Source organism: Kaistia sp. 32K (assembly GCF_016629525.1).
Taxonomy (GTDB): domain Bacteria; phylum Pseudomonadota; class Alphaproteobacteria; order Rhizobiales; family Kaistiaceae; genus Kaistia.
Map to the genome: position 1 here is coordinate 2,271,075 of NZ_AP024269.1, position 19,531 is coordinate 2,290,605.

Annotated in this window: 18 protein-coding genes; 15 read left to right on the forward strand and 3 right to left on the reverse strand. The window is 67.2% G+C overall.

What is annotated here, in order from left to right; translation table 11 throughout:
* Nucleotides 1–3: 3 nt before the first annotated feature.
* Entirely contained in the window at nt 4–501 is a 498-nt protein-coding gene (locus K32_RS10275; protein WP_201403914.1) for a CinA family protein, read from the reverse strand.
* On the reverse strand, nt 498–1,709 hold the full coding sequence (locus tag K32_RS10280) for a bifunctional 2-C-methyl-D-erythritol 4-phosphate cytidylyltransferase/2-C-methyl-D-erythritol 2,4-cyclodiphosphate synthase (protein ID WP_201403915.1): 1,212 nt from the start codon (nt 1,707–1,709) through the stop codon (nt 498–500). Before K32_RS10280 ends, K32_RS10275 begins: the two co-directional genes overlap by 4 nt.
* 156 nt (nt 1,710–1,865) lie before the next feature.
* On the opposite strand from K32_RS10280, the gene dusB reads away from it, so the two are divergent.
* The 8 genes from dusB (at nt 1,866) to hflX (ending at nt 12,067) form a co-directional block, all read left to right on the forward strand.
* Complete coding sequence (dusB, locus tag K32_RS10285; protein ID WP_211201079.1) at nt 1,866–2,894, forward strand: tRNA dihydrouridine synthase DusB; 1,029 nt, start codon at nt 1,866–1,868, stop codon at nt 2,892–2,894.
* 8 nt (nt 2,895–2,902) lie between these two features.
* The gene (locus tag K32_RS10290) at nt 2,903–4,027 is read left to right on the forward strand and encodes a nitrogen regulation protein NR(II) (RefSeq protein WP_201404449.1); all 1,125 of its coding nucleotides are present in this window, start codon (nt 2,903–2,905) and stop codon (nt 4,025–4,027) included.
* Nucleotide 4,028: 1 nt separating this feature from the next.
* Entirely contained in the window at nt 4,029–5,471 is a 1,443-nt protein-coding gene (gene ntrC, locus K32_RS10295) for a nitrogen regulation protein NR(I) (RefSeq protein WP_201403916.1), read from the forward strand.
* A 136-nt stretch (nt 5,472–5,607) separates the two neighbouring features.
* Entirely contained in the window at nt 5,608–7,887 is a 2,280-nt protein-coding gene (locus tag K32_RS10300) for a PAS domain-containing sensor histidine kinase (protein WP_244669932.1), read from the forward strand.
* 14 nt (nt 7,888–7,901) lie between these two features.
* Nucleotides 7,902–9,266 (forward strand): sigma-54 dependent transcriptional regulator, encoded by a 1,365-nt coding sequence (locus tag K32_RS10305; protein ID WP_201403917.1) that lies wholly within the window; start codon nt 7,902–7,904, stop codon nt 9,264–9,266.
* Nucleotides 9,267–9,349: 83 nt separating this feature from the next.
* Nucleotides 9,350–10,225 (forward strand): D-amino-acid transaminase, encoded by an 876-nt coding sequence (locus K32_RS10310; protein WP_201403918.1) that lies wholly within the window; start codon nt 9,350–9,352, stop codon nt 10,223–10,225.
* A gap of 147 nt (nt 10,226–10,372) precedes the next feature.
* Nucleotides 10,373–10,627 carry an RNA chaperone Hfq gene (gene hfq / locus K32_RS10315; RefSeq protein WP_029073711.1) on the forward strand — a complete coding sequence of 85 codons (255 nt, stop codon included), beginning with the start codon at nt 10,373–10,375 and terminating at the stop codon, nt 10,625–10,627.
* Nucleotides 10,628–12,067 carry a GTPase HflX gene (gene hflX / locus K32_RS10320; protein ID WP_201403919.1) on the forward strand — a complete coding sequence of 480 codons (1,440 nt, stop codon included), beginning with the start codon at nt 10,628–10,630 and terminating at the stop codon, nt 12,065–12,067.
* A 120-nt stretch (nt 12,068–12,187) separates the two neighbouring features.
* On the opposite strand, the gene mazG is transcribed toward hflX, so the two are convergent.
* Nucleotides 12,188–13,045 carry a nucleoside triphosphate pyrophosphohydrolase gene (gene mazG / locus K32_RS10325; RefSeq protein ID WP_201403920.1) on the reverse strand — a complete coding sequence of 286 codons (858 nt, stop codon included), beginning with the start codon at nt 13,043–13,045 and terminating at the stop codon, nt 12,188–12,190.
* 288 nt (nt 13,046–13,333) lie between these two features.
* On the opposite strand from mazG, the gene K32_RS10330 reads away from it, so the two are divergent.
* The 7 genes from K32_RS10330 to K32_RS10360 all read left to right on the forward strand — a co-directional run bounded on the left by K32_RS10330 (nt 13,334) and on the right by K32_RS10360 (nt 19,522).
* Nucleotides 13,334–13,543 (forward strand): cold-shock protein, encoded by a 210-nt coding sequence (locus K32_RS10330; RefSeq protein WP_201403921.1) that lies wholly within the window; start codon nt 13,334–13,336, stop codon nt 13,541–13,543.
* Between the two features lie 115 nt (nt 13,544–13,658).
* A complete protein-coding gene (locus K32_RS10335) occupies nt 13,659–13,880 on the forward strand; it encodes a hypothetical protein (RefSeq protein WP_201403922.1) in 222 nt (73 codons plus the stop codon).
* A 147-nt stretch (nt 13,881–14,027) separates the two neighbouring features.
* Nucleotides 14,028–14,270, forward strand: coding sequence for a hypothetical protein (locus tag K32_RS10340; RefSeq protein WP_201403923.1), 243 nt, complete (start codon nt 14,028–14,030; stop codon nt 14,268–14,270).
* Nucleotides 14,271–14,328: 58 nt separating this feature from the next.
* Nucleotides 14,329–14,880 carry a thermonuclease family protein gene (locus K32_RS10345; RefSeq protein WP_201403924.1) on the forward strand — a complete coding sequence of 184 codons (552 nt, stop codon included), beginning with the start codon at nt 14,329–14,331 and terminating at the stop codon, nt 14,878–14,880.
* Nucleotides 14,881–15,173: 293 nt separating this feature from the next.
* Nucleotides 15,174–16,016 carry a response regulator transcription factor gene (locus tag K32_RS10350; protein WP_201403925.1) on the forward strand — a complete coding sequence of 281 codons (843 nt, stop codon included), beginning with the start codon at nt 15,174–15,176 and terminating at the stop codon, nt 16,014–16,016.
* A 24-nt stretch (nt 16,017–16,040) separates the two neighbouring features.
* Nucleotides 16,041–18,269 (forward strand): AAA family ATPase, encoded by a 2,229-nt coding sequence (locus K32_RS10355; protein ID WP_201403926.1) that lies wholly within the window; start codon nt 16,041–16,043, stop codon nt 18,267–18,269.
* A 32-nt stretch (nt 18,270–18,301) separates the two neighbouring features.
* Nucleotides 18,302–19,522, forward strand: coding sequence for a polysaccharide biosynthesis/export family protein (locus K32_RS10360; protein WP_201403927.1), 1,221 nt, complete (start codon nt 18,302–18,304; stop codon nt 19,520–19,522).
* The last annotated feature ends 9 nt before the right edge of the window (nt 19,523–19,531 follow it).

Genomic DNA, 19,531 nt, shown 5'->3' on the forward strand with positions numbered 1-19,531 from the left:
TCTCTAGCCTTCCGCCGCCTCGGCAAGCAGTTTCAGCGCCTCGGCCACCGTCGCGAAGCGGACGCCGGAGCGGTCGCGATCGGCGAAGACGTGAACCGCATGCTGCGCGGAAGATCCCCGGCGCATGACGCCGAAATGCACGAGCCCGACCGGCTTGTCCGGCGATCCCCCCGTGGGACCGGCAATGCCGGTAACGGCGACGGCGAGATCCGCGCCTGATTTCGCCAGGGCTCCGGCCGCCATGGCGAGCGCGACTTCCTGGCTGACGGCGCCGACCCGCTGGATCAGCTCCGCTGACACGCCGATCATCTCGGTCTTGGCTTCATTGGAATAGGTGACGAAGCCGCGGTCGACGACGGCGGAGGAGCCCGAAATCTCCGTCAGCACGCCGGCGATCAGGCCGCCGGTGCAGGATTCGGCCGTCGCGATCTTCAGGCCGCGCGCGATGCAGAGCTCGATCAGGGCCCGCGCCTGGCCTTCCAGCGGCGTCAGGTCGGTCATGCGTCTTCCTCCGTGAAGGGCAGGCGGATGGTCGCCGTCGCGATGGCCGCGATGCCTTCGCCCCTGCCGACAAATCCCATCTTCTCGTTCGTCGTCGCCTTGACGCCGACGCGGCCGGGGCTGATCCCGACGATCTCGGCGATGCGGGCGCGCATGGCGTCGCGGTGTGGGCCGATCTTCGGCGCCTCGGCGATGATGGCGAGGTCGAGATTGACGATGACGCCGCCCCGCGCCGCCACGCGCTGCGCCGCGAAGGCAAGAAAACGGTCCGACGAGGCGCCGCGCCATTGCGGATCGGAAGGCGGGAAATGGTCGCCGATGTCGCCGTCGGCGATCGCCCCCAGCACGGCGTCGGTCAGGGCATGCAGCGCCACGTCGGCATCGGAATGGCCGGAGAGCTTCCGGTCATGCGGGATCTCGACGCCGCCGAGCCAGACATGATCGCCATCGGTGAAGGAATGCACGTCATAGCCGGTGCCGACGCGGGTCTCGCCCGTCCGGAGCAACGCTTCCATGCGCAGGCGCTGATCAGCCAAGTCGATATCCTCCGGCAGGGTCAGCTTGATGTTGGAACGCTCGCCGAGCACGATCCGGACCGGAATGCCGGCCCATTCGGCAATGCCGGCATCGTCGGTGAAATCGCCGGGCTCTGCGGCCGCCCGCCGATGCGCGTCGAGAATGGTGGCGAGGCGGAAGGCCTGCGGCGTCTCGGCCGCGAAGAGATCGGCGCGTGGGACCGTGTCGGTGACGATGGCGCAGGCATCGGCGCGCTTCAGCGTATCGGTAACCGGCGAGGCGGCAAGCACTGCGTCGGAGGTCCCGAGCGCGTCGATGACGCGATCGATGAGCGCCGCCGAGGCGAAGGGGCGGACGGCGTCGTGGATCAGCACATGGGTGACGCCGCGATCGGCGAGCGCCTCCAGCCCGCGCCGCACCGATTCCTGCCGCGTCGCGCCGCCGGTCACGAAAGGAAGCAGCCCCGCCTGACCGGCTACGGCCGCGCCATAGAGATCGGCGTCGTCGGGGTGAATGACGACGAGAACGTCGTCGATGCGGGGATGGCTTAGGAAAAGTGCCGTGGTCCGGCGCAGGATCGGCTGGCCGGCGAGGGTCCGGTACTGCTTCGGCATGTCGCCGCCGGCGCGCACGCCCCGTCCCGCCGCCACGATCAGGACCGCGACCCGCGAAGGCCCAACACTTTCGTTCATGAGCGAGAGATCCCGCAGAAATGGAGCCTCGCGGCTCTTTTGACAGATGGTCGCATGGATCGGAGATTTCACACCGCAACGCAACAAGTCTCTTGCCGCAGCCAGCTGAGTGACTAATATGTGGGCACGTCATCCGGTGCCTATTCGGTAGTCATATTGTCTGAAGCCTTCAATCCCGTCGCCCGTCTCGCCGCTCCCCTCGACATCGGAGGGGTCGTGATCGCGAACCGGGTTCTGCTCGCGCCGATGTCGGGCGTCTCGGATCGCCCGTTCCGCCGGATCGCGGCGTCCTTCGGGGCGGGGCTGGTCGTGTCGGAAATGGTCGCCAGCGAGGAACTCGCCGCCGGTAACGCCGAGACCGCCATGCGGGCCGAGGCGACGGGCAACAGCCTGCATGTCGTGCAGCTGGCCGGCCGCGAGGCGCACTGGATGTCGGAAGGCGCCAAGGCCGCCGCCGATTCCGGCGCCGACATCATCGACATCAACATGGGCTGCCCGGCCAAGCGCGTCACCACCGGCTATTCCGGCTCGGCGCTGATGCGCGACCTCGACCATGCGCTGACCCTGGTGGAGGCGACGGTCGCGGCGAGCCCGGTTCCCGTGACGCTGAAGATGCGGCTCGGCTGGGACGACAAGACGATCAACGCCCCGGAGCTGGCGCGGCGGGCGGAAGATGCCGGGGTCGCGATGATCACCGTGCATGGCCGCACGCGCTGCCAGTTCTACAAGGGCACGGCCGACTGGGCCGCCATCGCCGCCGTGAAGCAGGCGATCTCCATCCCGCTCATCGCGAACGGCGACTGCGTCAGCATCGACAGCCTGTCGCCGATGCTCGCGGCCTCAGGCGCCGATGGCGTCATGGTCGGACGCGGTGCCTATGGCCGGCCGTGGCTGCCGGGGCATCTGGCGCAATTCGCCGCAACCGGCTCGATGCCGGAGGCGCCGCGCGGGACCGAGCTGATCGAACTCGTCGTCGGGCATTTCGAGGAGATGATCGCGCTCTACGGGCCGATCCTCGGCGTCCGTAACGCGCGCAAGCATCTGAGCTGGACCATCGAGGCGCTCGGCCCCGAGGCCATGGATCCGGAAGCCCGCCTCGCCATCATGATCGAACAAGATCCGGCCCGGGTCGTCGCGCTTCTGCGCCAGCATCTTGGAGAAGCCGAAATGAGGAGAGCCGCGTGAACCGAAACATGGCTCCGAGCGAAGTCGCAGACGCCGCCGCCGGCGGATCGGCATCGATCCTGCTCGACGCGCTGCCGCACCCGATCATCATGATCGACGGGGCAGGGCACGTCACCGACGCCAACAGCGCCGCGCAGGATTTCTTCCAGGCCTCGATCGCCGTGCTGCGGCGACAGCCGATCGCCCATTTCGTACCGTTCGGCAGTCCGCTGCTCTCGCTGATCGAGCAGGTCAGGACGCGCGGCGCGGCCGTCAACGAATATCGCGTCGACGTCGGCACGCCGCGCAACGGCAGCGACCGCATCGTCGACATCTATGCCTCGCCGGTGCCCGAAAAGCCCGACTCGGTCGTCATCCTGCTGCAGGAGAAGACGATGGCCGAGAAGATCGACCGCCAGCTGACGCATCGCGGCGCGGCGCGCTCGGTCACCGGCCTCGCCGCCATGCTGGCGCATGAGATCAAGAACCCGCTCTCCGGCATCCGTGGCGCGGCGCAGCTGCTCGAATCCTCCGTAGACGACGACGATCGCGCGCTCACTCGGCTGATCTGCGACGAAACCGACCGCATCGTGAAGCTGGTCGACCGGATGGAGGTCTTCTCCGACGAACGGCCGGTCGAGCGCGCGCCCGTCAACATCCATGTCGTGCTGGAGCATGTGAAGCGGCTGGCGCAATCCGGCTTCGCCCGCAACATCCGCATCATCGAGGAATATGACCCGTCGCTGCCGGCGGTCTATGCCAACCGCGACCAGCTGGTGCAGGTCTTCCTGAACCTGGTCAAGAACGCGGCCGAGGCGATCGGCAATGACGACAATGGCGAGATCCTGCTTTCGACGGCCTTCAAGCCCGGCATCCGACTTTCGGTCCCCGGCTCGACCAACCGGGTAACGCTGCCGCTCGAATTCATCGTCCGCGACAACGGCCCCGGCGTGCCGGCGGACATGCTGCCCCACCTGTTCGACCCTTTCGTCACCACCAAGACCAATGGTTCCGGCCTCGGTCTGGCACTGGTCGCCAAGATCATCGGCGACCATGGCGGCGTGATCGAGTGCGATTCCCAGCAGAACCGCACGACCTTCCGCGTGCTGATGCCGGCATTCCCGGGCGACGCACCTGCAGACAAGGACAACTGACATGGCGACCGGCACCATTCTCGTGGCCGATGACGACGCGGCGATCCGCACCGTGCTCAACCAGGCCTTGTCCCGGGCCGGCTATGAAGTACGCCTGACCTCCAACGCCGCGACGCTGTGGCGGTGGGTGAGCCAGGGCGAGGGCGATCTGGTCATCACCGACGTGGTGATGCCGGACGAGAACGCCTTCGATCTGCTGCCGAGGATGAAGCGGGCGCGCCCCGAGCTGCCCGTCATCGTGATGAGCGCGCAGAACACCTTCATGACGGCGATCCGCGCCTCCGAGCGCGGCGCCTACGAATATCTGCCGAAGCCCTTCGACCTGAAGGAGCTGATCTCGATCGTCGGCCGGGCGCTGGCCGAGCCGAAGCAGCGCGCCAAGGATGCCAGCCTCGACGATGGCGGCGAGAATATTCCGCTCGTCGGTCGTTCGCCCGCCATGCAGGACATCTATCGCGTGCTGGCGCGGCTGATGCAGACCGATTTGACCGTGATGATCGCCGGCGAGTCGGGCACCGGCAAGGAGCTGGTCGCCCGCGCGCTGCACGATTACGGCAAGCGCCGCACCGGCCCCTTCGTCGCCATCAACATGGCGGCCATCCCGCGCGACCTGATCGAGAGCGAGCTGTTCGGCCACGAGAAGGGCGCCTTCACCGGCGCGCAGGCCCGCTCCGCCGGCCGCTTCGAGCAGGCCGAGGGCGGCACGCTGTTCCTCGACGAGATCGGCGACATGCCGATGGAGGCGCAGACGCGGCTTCTCCGCGTGCTGCAGCAGGGTGAATACACGACCGTCGGCGGCCGCACGCCGATCAAGACGGATGTCCGCATCGTCGCCGCGACGAACAAGGACCTGCGCATCCTGATCAACCAGGGCCTGTTCCGCGAGGATCTGTTCTTCCGGCTGAACGTCGTGCCGATCCGCCTGCCGGCGCTGCGCGAGCGTTCAGAGGACATCCCCGACCTCGTCCGGCACTTCTTCACACTGGGCGAGAAGGACGGCCTGCCGCACAAGCAGATCGAGGTGGCGGCGGTCGAGCGGCTGAAGCGCTACCGCTGGCCGGGCAATGTGCGCGAGCTCGAAAACCTGATCCGCCGCCTCGCCGCGCTCTATCCGCAGGACACCATCACCGAGAACATCATCGAGGCCGAGCTTGAGCAGCCGGCCGCCGCTTTCCCGGCCGAAGGCGCCGAGATGGAGGACACGCTGATGAGCTCGGTCGAGCGCCATCTCTCGACCTATTTCCACGGCTTCGGCGAGGGATTGCCGCCGCCGGGCCTCTATCACCGCATCCTGCGCGATGTCGAGTATCCCCTGATCAGCACGGCGCTCGCCGCGACGCGCGGCAACCAGATCAAGGCGGCGGAACTGCTCGGCGTGAACCGAAACACCCTGCGCAAGAAGATCCGCGATCTCGACGTCCAGGTGCTGCGCAACCCGCGCTGAACCCGCTTGCGAACCGGCGCCCTGTTGCCGGTTCGCCACAATGATGTTGCAATTCGGTCCCAGTGTCCCGCGTCATGAAGGGTGCTCGAGACCGCATGCGATTCTGGAATTTTGATCCGTTGGGCGGAGTCGCGTCGTGAGCGCGACCAGCGATCCGACAATGGCGGAGGCTCGGGCCGTGTCCGATCCGGAGCGCCGCAAGCTGCGCGTCACCGTGCGCGCGGCGGGCTATTTCACCGTCATCCTGGCGCTGACTTGCGCCTGCCTCAGCTTCTTCCTGCTGATGGGCCTGACGCCGATCCAGCCGACAGAACGGGTCGTGTTCTGGGCGCTGGCGGTCAACGGCCTGCTCACCGGCCTGCTGGTGATCGAGCTCGGCCTGGAAGTCGCCATGCTGATCCGGGCGCGCCGCCGCGGCCGCGCCGCCGCAAGACTGCATATCCGCATCGTCGGCCTGTTCAGCATCGTCGCCGTCGTGCCGGCCATCCTGATCGCCGTCGTCGCCAGCATCACGCTGAACCGGGGCCTCGACCACTGGTTCTCCGAACGCACCCGCGCCATCGTCGACACCTCGCTTTCAATCGCGCAGGCCTATGCTGAGGAGCATGCGAGGACGCTGAAGGTCGACATTCAGGGGCTGAAGGCGGACTTCGAGCGGGCGCAGGTGCTCCTGGAGCAGAATCCGGACCGCTTCCAGTCCTTCATGAACTCGATGGCGGCGCTGCGCGGCATTCCCGGCGTCTTCCTGGTCAAGCCGGACGGCACGCTGATCGCCCAGGCCAATTTCCAGTTTTCGACCGGCTATCTGCCGCCGCCGCCGGATGCGCTGACGCGAGCGGCGAAGCCCGGCGCCGAGCCGATCCTGATCGCGCCGGGCGCGACCAACGTCGTCGGCGCGCTCGTCCGCCTCGACAACTACACGGACGTGTTCCTCTACATCACGCGCGAGATCGACCCGAAGGTCATCCGCTACATCGCCGAGACGACGGCGAGCGTGAACGAATACAAGAACCTCGAGGCGACGCGCCTCGGCGTGCAGATCGCCTTCGGCGTCCTGTATCTCGGCCTCGCCCTCGTCGTGCTGCTTTCCGCCGTCTGGCTCGGCATCGGCTTCGCCAACCGGCTCGTCTCGCCGATCCGCCGCCTGATCGACGCGGCCGACGAGATCGGTCGCGGCAATCTCGAGGTGCACGTCCCGTTCAAGAGCTCGGACGGCGATCTCGGCGCGCTGGGCGCCACCTTCAACACGATGACCGCCGAGCTGCGCAGCCAGCGCCATGAGCTGGTCGCCGCCAGCGAGCAGATCGACAGCCGCCGCCGCTTCACCGAGGCCGTGCTCGCGGGCGTCAGCGCCGGCGTCGTCGGAACCGACGCGCGGGGCGTCGTCACGATCGCCAATCGCGGCGCGTTGCGCCTGCTCGGCCTCGACCAGAACGATACGCTCGGCCGACCCGTGATCGAGATCGTGCCCGAGTTGAACGAGGTCGTGTCGGCGGCGCTGGCGGAGACCAACCGGCCGGAGCATCGCGACCAGGTATCCGTCGTCCGCGACGGCCGCGAGCGCACCATCAACGTGCGCGTGACGACCGAGGAATCCGATACGGCGGCGCATGGCTACGTGATCACGCTCGACGACATCACCGACCTCGTGACGGCGCAGCGCAGCGCCGCCTGGGCCGACATCGCCCGCCGGATCGCGCACGAGATCAAGAACCCGCTGACGCCGATCCAACTCTCGGCCGAACGGCTGAAGCGCCGCTTCGGCAAGGGCATCGTCGAGGGCCGCGAGATCTTCGACCAGTGCACCGACACGATCATCCGCCAGGTCGGCGACATCGGCCGCATGGTGGACGAGTTCTCGTCCTTCGCGCGCATGCCGAAGCCCACCTTCGAGGAGCGCGATCTGGGCGAGGCCGCCCGCGAGGCCGTCTTCCTGATGGAAGTCGCCAATCCCGAGATCAGCTTCGAGATCGACCTGCCGCACGAGGCGCTGATCGGCCGCTACGACCCGCGCCTGATCTCGCAGGCCTTCACCAATCTGGTGAAGAACGCCACCGAGGCCATCGCCGCCGTGCCGGCGGACGATCCGGTCGCGCCGAAGATCATCGTGCGCGGGCGGGTCGAGGGCGACAGCAACATCGTCGAGATCATCGACACCGGCATCGGCCTGCCGCAGGAGAACCGGCACCGGCTGCTGGAGCCCTACATGACGACGCGCGAGAAGGGCACCGGCCTCGGCCTCGCCATCGTCAGCAAGATTATCGAAGAACACGGCGGGCAGCTCGATCTGCTCGATTCGCCCGCCGTTGCCGCTGGGGGGCGGGGCGCAATGGTCCGGATCACCCTGCCGCGTCCGTCGCAGGACGGCGGGGCCGGCTCCGGCACCAACCACAAGACCAATCCCGTAGACGCCTGACGAAGATAGAGATCATGGCCTCCGATATTTTGATCATCGACGATGAAGCTGACATCCGCGGGCTGGTAGCCGGAATTCTCGAGGACGAGGGGCACGGCACCCGCACGGCCGGCGATACCGACACGGCGCTGGCGGAAATCGAGAAAAGGCGGCCGACGCTGATCTTCCTCGATATCTGGCTGACCGGCAGCCGCATCGACGGACTGGCGTTGCTCGACATCATCAAGGCGCAGCATCCCGACCTGCCGGTCGTGATGATTTCCGGCCACGGCAATATCGAGACGGCCGTCTCGGCGATCCGCCGCGGCGCCTACGACTATATCGAGAAGCCGTTCAAGGCCGACCGCCTGCTGCTGATCGCCGAGCGCGCGCTGGAGGCGTCCAAGCTTCGCCGCGAGGTGCGGGACCTGCGCGAGCGGGCGGGCGACGCCGGTCGCCTCGTCGGTTCCTCGATCGCCATGAGCCATCTGAAGCAGACGATCGAGCGCGTCGCCCCGACCAACAGCCGCATCATGATTTCCGGCCCCTCGGGCTCGGGCAAGGAACTGGTCGCCCGCGCGATCCATGAATCGTCGCTGCGGATGGACGGGCCGTTCGTGGTCGTCAACGCCGCCGCGATCACGCCCGACCGGATGGAGCACGAGCTGTTCGGAACCGAGAACGGCACCGGCTCGGCCAGGGTCGTCGGCGCGCTGGAGGAGGCGCATGGCGGCACGCTCTATCTCGACGAAGTCGCCGACATGCCGAAGGAGACGCAGGGCAAGATCCTGCGCGTCCTGATCGACCAGAGCTTCCAGCGGGTCAACGGCACGGCGAAGGTCAAGGTCGACGTCCGCATCATCTCGTCGACGGCGCGCGATCTCGAGCACGAGATTTCGGACGGCAGTTTTCGCGAGGATCTGTTCCACCGTCTTTCGGTGGTGCCGCTGCGCGTTCCGGCGCTGGCCGAGCGTCGCGACGACGTGCCGGAGCTGGTGACGCATTTCATCGACCAGATCTCGCGCACGACCGGCCTGCCGATCCGCACCGTCGGCTCCGACGCGATGGCGGTGCTGCAGGCGCATGACTGGCCGGGTAACATCCGCCAGTTGCGCAACAACATCGAGCGGCTGCTGATCCTGGCGCGTGGCGACGAGAGCCAGGCGATCTCCGCCGACATGCTGCCGCCGGAAGTGGGTGAGATGCTGCCGACAACGCCCAATCGCGGCGGCGAGCATCTGATGTCGCTGCCGCTTCGCGACGCGCGCGAGATCTTCGAGCGCGAATATCTGACGGCTCAGGTAAACCGCTTTGGCGGCAACATCTCGCGCACGGCGGAGTTCGTCGGCATGGAGCGCTCGGCCCTGCATCGGAAGTTGAAATCGCTCGGCGTCGGTTGACGCGCGCCGCGGCCGCATTGTCCGATGCGGCCGGGCCGCCAGCGGCCGCCGATGCCCGATTCTCTTCGTCCAGCAGGAATGCCATGTCGCGCTTTGCCTATGTGAACGGCCTCTATCTCCGCCATGCCGAGGCTGTCGTTCACGTCGAGGACCGGGGCTACCAGTTCGCCGACGGCGTCTACGAGGTCTGCGAGATCCGCAACGGCCGGCTGATCGACGAGACGCTGCACATGGCGCGGCTCGAGCGCTCGCTGAAGGAGCTGCGCATCGCGCTGCCGATGAGCCTTCCGGCGCTGGGCGTCGTCATGCGCGAAGTGGTTCGCCGCAACCGCGTGCGCGAGGGGCTCGTCTACCTGCAGATCACCCGTGGCGTCGCGCCGCGCAATCATCTCTTCCCTGCCGAAGGCACGCCGCCCTCGATCGTCGTCACCTCCAAATCGGCCCCGAGCAGCGCCGGCGACCGGAAGGCGGAGAAGGGCGTTTCGGTCATCAGCGTTCCCGACAACCGCTGGGAGCGCGTCGACATCAAGACCGTATCGCTGCTGCCGAACGTGCTCGCCAAACAGGCGGCCAAGGAGGCGGGCGCCTATGAGGCGTGGTTCGTCGACGCGAACGGCATGGTGACGGAGGGCTCCTCGACCAATGCCTGGATCGTCACCCCCGATGGCGTCCTCGTCACGCGGCCGGCGGAGAGCGGCATCCTGCGCGGCATCACGCGCACCGTGCTGTTCGAGGTCGCCAAGGCAGCCGGCCTGACCATCGAGGAGCGCGCCTTCAGCCTCGAGGAAGCGCTTGCCGCGCGCGAGGCTTTCTTCACCGCAGCGACGGCGATCGTCATGCCGGTCGTCGAGATCGACGGCCGCCCGATCGCCAATGGCGCCCCGGGCACGGTGGCGACGGAATTGCGCCGACGCTTCCACGAGTTCGCGGCCGAAGCCCCGGCGCGGGTGCGCGGCTGAGGAGCCCATCGAAATTCGGACAGCTTTGGCCTGCGACGCATTTCTTGGTGACGCGCCGCGATTCTGCGGGCAAAGTGAGCGCAAGGCCGGCACACGATCCGGCCGTCGGGACATGGTCCCCAACAAGGCTAAGCGTGAGAGACAAGAATGGCAGAACGCGCCCAAAACCTACAAGATACGTTCCTCAACCATGTCCGCAAAAGTAAGATCCCGCTGACGATATTCCTCGTCAACGGCGTCAAGCTGCAGGGCATCGTCACCTGGTTCGACAATTTCTGCGTGCTGCTGCGACGGGACGGCCATTCCCAGCTGGTCTACAAGCACGCCATCTCCACCATCATGCCGGGCGCTCCCGTTCAGCTCTTCGAGCCGGGCGAAGAGGGCGATCGGCCGGGAGCCTGATTGTCCGACTTTCCTGATCTGCCGGAAGGCGCCGAAGGGCCCGAGGCAAACGATAGCCATATCGAAACCAAGCATGTGCCCGAACGGGCACTCGTGCTCGTGCCCGTTCGACCGGCGCGAACCCGGGATGCGCGCGGCCGGGACAGAAGTTCCGGCGCGCGGGTCGAGGAGGCGGTCGGCCTGGCGCTCGCGATCGAACTCGACGTCGTCGAGGGCATCGCCGTGCCATTGCCGATGTTCAAGCCGGCGACCCTGTTCGGCAGCGGCAAGGTGGCGGAGATTGCGGCGCGCGTGCAGGCCGACAAGATCGGCCTGGTCATCGTCGACCACGCCCTGACCCCGGTGCAGCAGCAGAACCTCGAAAAGGAATGGGGCACCAAGGTCATCGACCGGACGGGGCTCATTCTCGAGATCTTCGGCGAGCGCGCCCAGACGCGCGAAGGCACGCTGCAGGTCGAACTCGCGCATTTGAACTACCAGAAGAGCCGGCTGGTCCGCAGCTGGACCCACCTGGAGCGCCAGCGCGGCGGCTTCGGCTTCCTCGGCGGCCCCGGCGAGACCCAGATCGAGGCGGATCGGCGCGCGCTGCAAGAGCGCATCACCCGCATCGAGAACGAGCTCGAGACCGTCGTCCGCACCCGCCGCCTGCAGCGCGAGAGCCGCCGCAAGGTGCCGCAGCCCATCGTGGCGCTCGTCGGCTATACCAATGCCGGCAAGTCGACGCTGTTCAATACGCTGACCAAGTCGGACATCTTCGCTAAAGACCTCCTGTTCGCGACGCTCGACCCGACGCTGCGCCGGCTGAAACTGCCGCACGGCACCGAGGCGATCCTGTCGGATACGGTGGGCTTCATCTCGGACCTGCCGACCCATCTCGTGGCCGCGTTCCGCGCGACGCTCGAGGAGGTGATCGAGGCGACGCTGATCCTGCACGTCCGCGATATCGCGCATGAGGACAGCGAGGCCCAGGCCCGCGACGTCATGAGCGTGCTCGAACAGCTGGGCGTCGAAGTCAGCAAGACCGACCGGCTGATCGAGGTCTGGAACAAGATCGACCTGATGCCGGAGGATGCCCGACCGGCGACGCGCGCCAATGCCGACAACGGCAAGCCCGCCATCGTGCCGATCTCGGCGCTGACCGGCGAGGGCGTCGCGGCGCTCCTCGATATCGTCGAGCAGCGGCTGAACGAGGGCCGTCCCGTCTACACCGTGTCGCTCTCAGGCGCGGCGCTGGCCAAGCTGCACCGGCTCTACGAGCTGGGCGAAGTGCTTTCCCGCGCCGACGAGGAGGATGGCCGGACCGTCGCTACCATCCGCGTCCCGGAGAAGCACGAGCAGAGCTTCCACCGCGAGTTCCCGGGCGCCAGGCTTCAGCCTTCCTCCGAGAAGGCTGCGGCGAAGGGCCCGACCCAGGCCTGGGATCCGATGGGCAAGAACTGACAATACTTTCGAGTGCCGTCAGTGCCGGTTCGCGTGAAGCGAACGCGATCCGCCAACAAGCTCAAGCCGTTCAGCGCTTCCAAGAGGGGCTGAACGGCCCGACTAGTCAGCCCAAATTCCCTATTCGGTTCCGGCGTCCTTGGCCGGCTTCGGCGGCTGCGTCTTGGCTTCGACCCACAGCGCCTCCATCTCGTCCAGGCTCGCCTCGGCGGGCGTGCGCCCCTCGGCCGCCAGGCGGCTCTCGATATGGCGGAAACGGCGGCCGAACTTGTCGTTGGTGCCGCGGAGCGCGGCGTCCGGATCGACATCGGCGTGGCGCGCGAGGTTGGCGACGGCGAACAGCAGGTCGCCGATTTCGTCCTGGACACGGGCGGGCGAGACCTCGGTGCGATCCAGCTCCTGCTCTATCTCGCCGATCTCCTCCTTGATCTTGTCGAGCACGGCGCGCGGATCGTTCCAGTCGAACCCGACCGTGCCGGCCTTGCGCTGCAGCTTCACCGCGCGCGCCAGCGTCGTCATGCCGGCCGGGACATCGTCGAGCAGGCTCGCGGAGGCGGCGTCGAGCTGGCCGGCGCGACGTCGCTTTTCGGCGCGCTCGCGCTTCTCCTCCGCCTTGATCGCCTCCCAGAAACCCTTTGCGGCGCCGGCGCTGCGCGCTTCCTCGCTGCCGAACACATGCGGGTGGCGGCGGATCATCTTCGTCGTGATGGCCATGACGACCTCGCCGAAGGAGAAGGCGCCGATCTCCTCCGCCATGCGGGCGTGATAAACCACCTGCAGCAGGAGATCGCCGAGCTCCTCCTCCAGATCGACGAGATCGCCCCGCTCGATCGCATCGGCGACCTCGTAGGCTTCCTCGATGGTGTAGGGAGCGATCGACTTGAAATCCTGAACCTTGTCCCATGAACAACCCGTCACGGGATCGCGCAAGGCCGCCATGATCTCGATCAGGCGCTCAATATCTTTCGACGGCTGCATGGATATTCCTCGGATAGGGCGCGGCGCCGGCGTCGGCGCTTATGTGGATCTGGCGATGGAAACTTGCCTGCTACGCGGTTTGCCCCCTGAAACAGCGAGTTTTCCCGGCAGCCGGCAAAGGATGGATTTGTGATTTGGGACTTCTCGACCTATATAGATCACGTTCGATATTTGGCTCTGCCTTGATATTCGCCCTTCGAGGCTCGTCCCAAGACATCGCTGGAACTCGGATTGGCTGACGCGGGAGTCGCGTAGCCATAGCCAAGGCATGCACAAAGGACACGAGACATGGCAACCGGTACCGTAAAGTTTTTCAACGGCCAAAAGGGTTTTGGTTTCATTCAGCAGGACGGCGGTGGCCCGGACGTGTTCGTTCACATCAGCGCCGTTGAGCGCGCCGGCATGCGCGGCCTGGTCGAAGGCCAGAAGCTGAGCTTCGACATCGAGGCCGACCGCCGCAGCGGAAAGTCGGCGGCTGCGAACCTGCAGGAAGCTTGAACCCACCAGTTCGGGTTACAGGGTCCGGCGTTTCGACGCCGGACCCTTTTTTGTTTTCGGCCCGGCCGGGGATCGCATCCCTGTTGCCGGCGCCATACTGTCTGGAGTTTTTCCCATGGCGAAGAAGCCAGCTGCCCGCGCAGAATTCGTGCTGTTCGACGTCTCTTATGAGGATGGAAGCCAGCGCTCCAACCGTCGCGTTCCCGGCGACATCCTGGGTGGTCTCGAAGGCGACGGACCCGCTCGCGACTTCCTCGAGGCGCAGGATCGCGCGATCGCCGAGAAGTCCGGAATTGCCGCCACGCCGATCGAATCCCTTCGCCGCTCAAAGAAGTGAGATCGCCGCGGCGTCGTCCACATCTTCCCGGCAAAGCTGATAGAGTATGACAATAGGCGAGCCCGTTGGCTCGCCGATCCGCCTCGTCTCGTTCCCGGATTGACGATCCAGTTGCCGAAAGCCGCCAGCGGGCGCGAAAGGAAGGCAATGTCTCCCAGCGACACGAAGGATGCGGCCAAGGCCCGCGCGGAAGAGCGCTTCAAGAAGGCCGAGAAGCTTCGCAGCGGCGAGGCGGCCGTGATGGCGGGCGAGCGCGATCGCGTCGCCTCACAGGCCGCGAAGACGGCGCGGCTGCGCCAGCTGCGCCTCGCCAAGGAAGCCGCCGAGGAAGCCGAGCCCAAGCCGGAGCTGAAGAAGAAGACCGCAGCCAAGCCGAAGGCGCGCGCCTGATCCGAGCCAGCGGCCGATCTCCTTTCTTTCGGAGCCCGCCGCTCGCTAGATTGCGGGCATGATTCGTCCCCGTCCCCGGCGCGGCCGCAAGGCGCCGCCCCTGATCTTCCTCTTCCTGCTCATCGCAGGCCTCCTGGCCATCGGATATGTGGACCAGCATCTTCGTGAGATCCGGGCGAGCGACGGCACGCGCGTCGTCGTGCGCGACGGAGATTCGCTGGCATTTGGCGGCAAGGAATTCCGGCTCGCGGGCATCGATGCGCCCGAACTGCACCAGACCTGCGAGGATGCTGCCGGGAAGCCGTGGCGCTGCGGCGAGGCCGCCCGCAAGGCGCTGCGCGAGTTGGTGGCGCAGGGCGAGCTGAGCTGTTCGCCCCGGGCCAATGACCGCTACGGCCGGGCCGTCGCGACATGCCGCGTCAAGGATGTCGGCGATATCGGCGAAGTGCTGGTGCGGCAGGGCCTTGCGATCAATTTCGCCGGGCGAGGCGAGGGCGACTACGCGGCGCCAGAGAGTGCCGCCCGTCTCGCCAGGCGTGGCCTCTGGCAGGGTCGCTTCATCGACCCGGCCGAATGGCGCCGCCAGCACCCGCGACCCGACGCGTTCTGACGATCGGCCGCCGCGTCGAAGCGGAACCCGGCTCGCTCGCCATTTCGGAGGAAGTGAAATCCGTCCGGCCCGAAGACGACATGCCCGGTTGCGACGTTCCGTCGATCCGATAGGCGCCGCCGCGCGCAAAAAGACGCAGGCAGCCGGGCCCAATAGAGGCAACACACAAAACTAGAAAAAATGTAAAAATACAACCTAGAGTTGTGGAAATACTCAATTCGGTTGTATAACGTCATTATACACGCATAAGCAGGACGATCAATTCTTCATCTGGTGACCGAAGGGAGCCGGAAATGTGGAATGCCGATGCCATTCAGCTAGACCGTGAAAACACGCCCGTCGAGCGCGACTCCTGCACCGCCATTGCGCTGATCGATCGTCGCGTTCTCGACAGGGAATGTCTGGCGCGCGGCCTGCAGGGCGGTCGGCACGATCTGGAAATCCTCACCTTTGGTACCGTGGCCGAATGGAGCCGGGCCACCGCCGTCCATGCGCAGGTTTCCGCCATTCTTCTCAGCATCGGCAGCCAGCGCGCCGACGAGCCCCAGGTGGCGATGGCGCTCGACGATCTGGCGCAGGCCTTCCCGCAAATCCCGACGATCGTCCTCGCCGACGGCGAAAGCGCCGCCCATATCCTTCAGGCGCTGGACCGGGGCGCGCGAGGCTACATTCCGACCAGCGTCGGGCTCGGCATCGCGATCGAGATCGTCAATCTGGCAAGGGCAGGCGGCCTGTTCGTGCCTGCCAACTGCCTGATGGCCGCGCGGGACGAGATCTTGGCGCCGGAGTTCAGGGGCCCGCCCGTCGATCCGCTCGCCGACCTGCTGACGCCGCGCCAGGCGGCGGTGGCGGAAGCGATCCGCCGGGGCAAGGCCAACAAGATCATCGCCTACGAGCTCGACCTGCGCGAAAGCACGATCAAGGTGCATATCCGCAGCATCATGCGGAAGCTCGGAGCCCATAACCGGACCGAGGTCGCATTCAAGCTGAACAGCCTCATCCAGGCGGCCATGTCCGGGACCCGCGCGCCGGAGCCTGAACTCCTTCCGCCGACGGCAGAGCCGCCTCCGCGCGCGACCGCCGGCCCTGCCATGGCCCGCGCTCGATCGCCTCTGCCGACCGTCGTCTGCGCCTGACGCTCCCAGTCCCAGGACATCATCGTGATTCAGTCTTCCCCTCCCATCGGGCGGCAGGATGTCGGCTTGCATGGCCTCGAGGCATTGCGTCAGCGCAGCCACCTGATCGCAGCCTGCTCCGCCGCCGGCCTCGCCATCGGTGCCCTGTCCTACATGCTGCAGCCGCCGCGCTATGTCGCCGAGGCGGTGATCGCTCTTGATGGCCGGCGCATCCAGTCCATGCCGGTCGACCAGGTCGTCACGCCGCTGCCGCAAGAAAATCCCGTGCTGCGTACCGAGCTCGACCGGATCTCGTCGCGCGTCATGGCGCAGAGGGTGATCGACAAGCTCGCCGCCGAAGGGGGCGAGCCGTTCGAAGGGAATGCTTCCGGCCCGCCGATTCGTATCGCTCAGCCGGCGCGGGGCGGGATGGCTGGATGGCTCGGCCGCCTGAGAGGAAACACGGCGCCGAAACAGCAGGATCCCCGATCGGCGCTGGAAGCGCGCCTGCGCGCCAATCTCGACGTCGTCAACGATGGCCGTTCCTACACGATCTACATCGCCTATAGCGCCGACGACGCAGCGCTCGCCGCGCGGGTCGCCAACGCCTACGCCCGCGCCTATCTCGACTATCAGGACGACGTGCAGATCGAGGCGACGCGCCGGGTCAGCGACTGGCTGGAGGTGCGGCTGGCGACGCTGGGCGCGAAACTGCAGCAGGCGGAACAGAACGCCGAGCGCTTCAAGGCGTCGTCCGGCCTGTTCGAGATGGGGGGCGTGACCATCGCCGCGCAGCGGGTCAGCGCGTTGAGCGCCGAGCTCATCACGGCTCGCGCCGCCAAGGCGACGGCCGAGGCGCGAGAGCGAACCGCCGCGCTGCTTTCGACGCGGCAGGACGGCCTCGACGGCTTCAGCGACGTGCTCGGCTCGCCCATCATCCAGCAATTGCGCGTCAGCCAGTCTCAGCTCGAGCGCCGGCTTCAGGTGCTGCGGGATACGGGCGCCTCGCAGAGCGTCGAAATCCCGGTGCTCACCTCGGAACTGCAGACGGTCCGGCAGCAGATCGACCGCGAGGTCGAGCATATCCTCGTCAGCCTCCGCAACGAGATCGACACTGCCGCCCGGCGCGTGACCTCGATCGAGGGACAGCTGCGGGCGGCCGAAGCCGATTATGGCGGGTCCGACACGGCCCGGGTGAAGCTTGAGGGGCTCGTCCGCGAGGCGAACGCCGATCGGGCCGTCTATGAAAGCCTGCTCGGCCGCGCCAAGCAGATCGGCGATCGCAAGGAACTCACCGATCCGGGCGTCCGGCTGATTTCCGAGGCGACCGTCCCCGCACGTCCCTCCAATCCGCGCCTGCTCCCGACGATGCTGCTCGGCCTGCTGTCGGGCGCGGGCGTCGGAGTCTGCCTCGCCCTGCTGCTGGGGCGGCTCGATCCGCGCGTACGGTCTCGCCATGCGCTGGAGGCGGCGACCGGCGTCCCCGTCCTCGCAACCATCCCGACCCTGCCGCGCCGCGCCGGCCGCGAGCCGGCCAGCCAGATCGTCCAGGACCCGCGCTCCGCCTTCGCCGAGGCGTTCGCGACGCTGCAATGGATGCTGCGGCTGTCGCCAGCCATGCGCCGCGCCGGCGTGTTGATGGTGACATCGGCGCTGCCGGGCGAGGGGAAGACGACGCTGGCGCTTTCGCTGGCGCGCTCCATGGCGCGATCGGGCCGGTCAGTCGTGCTGGTCGACGCCGATCTACACGGCCAGTCCGTCGCCCTCATGGCGGGCGCCGCGACGGCGGACGACCACCGGGGCCTGGCCGCCTACCTGTCCGGCGACCTCGACCTAGAGCAGGTCGTTGTCCCCGATCCCGAGACCCCGCTGCAGCTGATCATCGCGCGCGGCATGGAGGAGGAGAAGCCGAGCCTTCTCGCCGACAAGCGCCTCGCCATGCTGATCGCGGCGCTTCGGGATCGTTTCGACGCAGTGATCCTCGACACGCCGGCGATCCTCGCCTCGTCGGACGCTGCGCAGATCGGCGCTCACGCCGATGCGGTGCTTTTCGTCGCCCGTTGGGGCTGGACGCCTTTTGAAAGCGTCACGGCCTCGATCGAGCGGCTGGCCTTTTGCGGCCAGACCGTGCGGGCGCTGGTGCTCAACCGGGTCTCGATGCGCGTCCATCGCAGCTTCGAACGACCGGGGAGTGTCGGACGCGCGCCCGCCACGCCGCCAGCACGACCGCCGGCGGCCAGCGACAGCCCGGTAGTTCAAATGCGCGAGGCATGACGATGCGGCAGAGCCAAATCTGGATTCGCCGAATGCTGCGCGCCGGGATGTTATGGGCGTCCCTGCTGGCCACCATCCTGCTGACGATTCACGCCAGCGTCGGGATGGCGGCGGAGACCTATCGGCTCGGCGTCGGTGACATCCTGCAGGTTTCCATCTTCGGAGAGCCGGAACTCGGCGGTAAGTTCACCCTCGCGGCGGACGGCTCCATCGGCTTTCCGCGCCTCGGCCGCGTGATGATGCTGAATTTGACCCAGGAACAGGCGGCCGAGCGTTTGACGACCGGGCTCGCCGGGCGCGTCCCGGCCGATCACACCGTCAGCCTCGAAATCATCGGCCATGCGCCCGTCTTCGTCACCGGCGACGTCCAGTCGCCCGGCCGCTATGAATTTCGGCCCGGCATGATCGTTCTCGAACTGGTGGCGCTCGGCGGCGGCCTGCGCCGTCCGCAGGCTCCCGTCACCGGCGCCGCGCTCCAGCTCCTGACGCTCCGGCAGAGCTTTGCCGACGAGAAGCTCTCCCGCTTGTCGCAGCGGGTCGAGCGGGCGCGCTTGCAGGCGGAGATTGCCGGCGACGAATTCGACGCGACGGGCCTGACCGCGTCCGGCGCGCCCGTCGACATGGTGACAGCCGAGATGGCCCTGTTTCAGGTCCGCAAGACATCGCTCGCGGCCCAGATCGCCGCCTTCGAGGCACAGCGCCATGCGCTGGAGGACGAGATCGCGGCGCTGCAGGAGAGCCTCACGCTGCATGATCGCGAACTCGAGTCGATCGCGAAGGATGTCGAGGCAACGCAGCAACTGGCCGACCAGGGCCTGACGGCCCTGTCGAGGCTGCGGGAAAACCAGCGTCAGTATTCGGCCCTGAAGCGCGACAAGCTCGACGTGTTGAGCTTCCTGGCGCGCGCCCGACACGGCAGCCTCGAAGTCGATCAACGCATCGCGGCGCTGAAGGAAGGCCGCGCCGCCGAGAACGCCATGGCGCTGCGGCTGATCGAGTTGGCCGCCGCCCGGAGCGAGCAGAAGATCGCGTCGCTCGCCGCCAGCATCGGCGCCGCGAGCGACGATCTGGAGTCCGGCGGCGTCAAGGCGCTGCCGGACGCGACCTTTGCCGTGGTTCGCCGCACAGCGACCGGCACCGAAACGATCATCGTCACCGACCGGGACCGCCTGATTCCGGGCGATATCCTCGAGGTCGACCGCCATCTCTCGGATCTGGACAGCCCGCGCGCCTTGCGGACTGGCGGTCCCTAGGAAACCGGG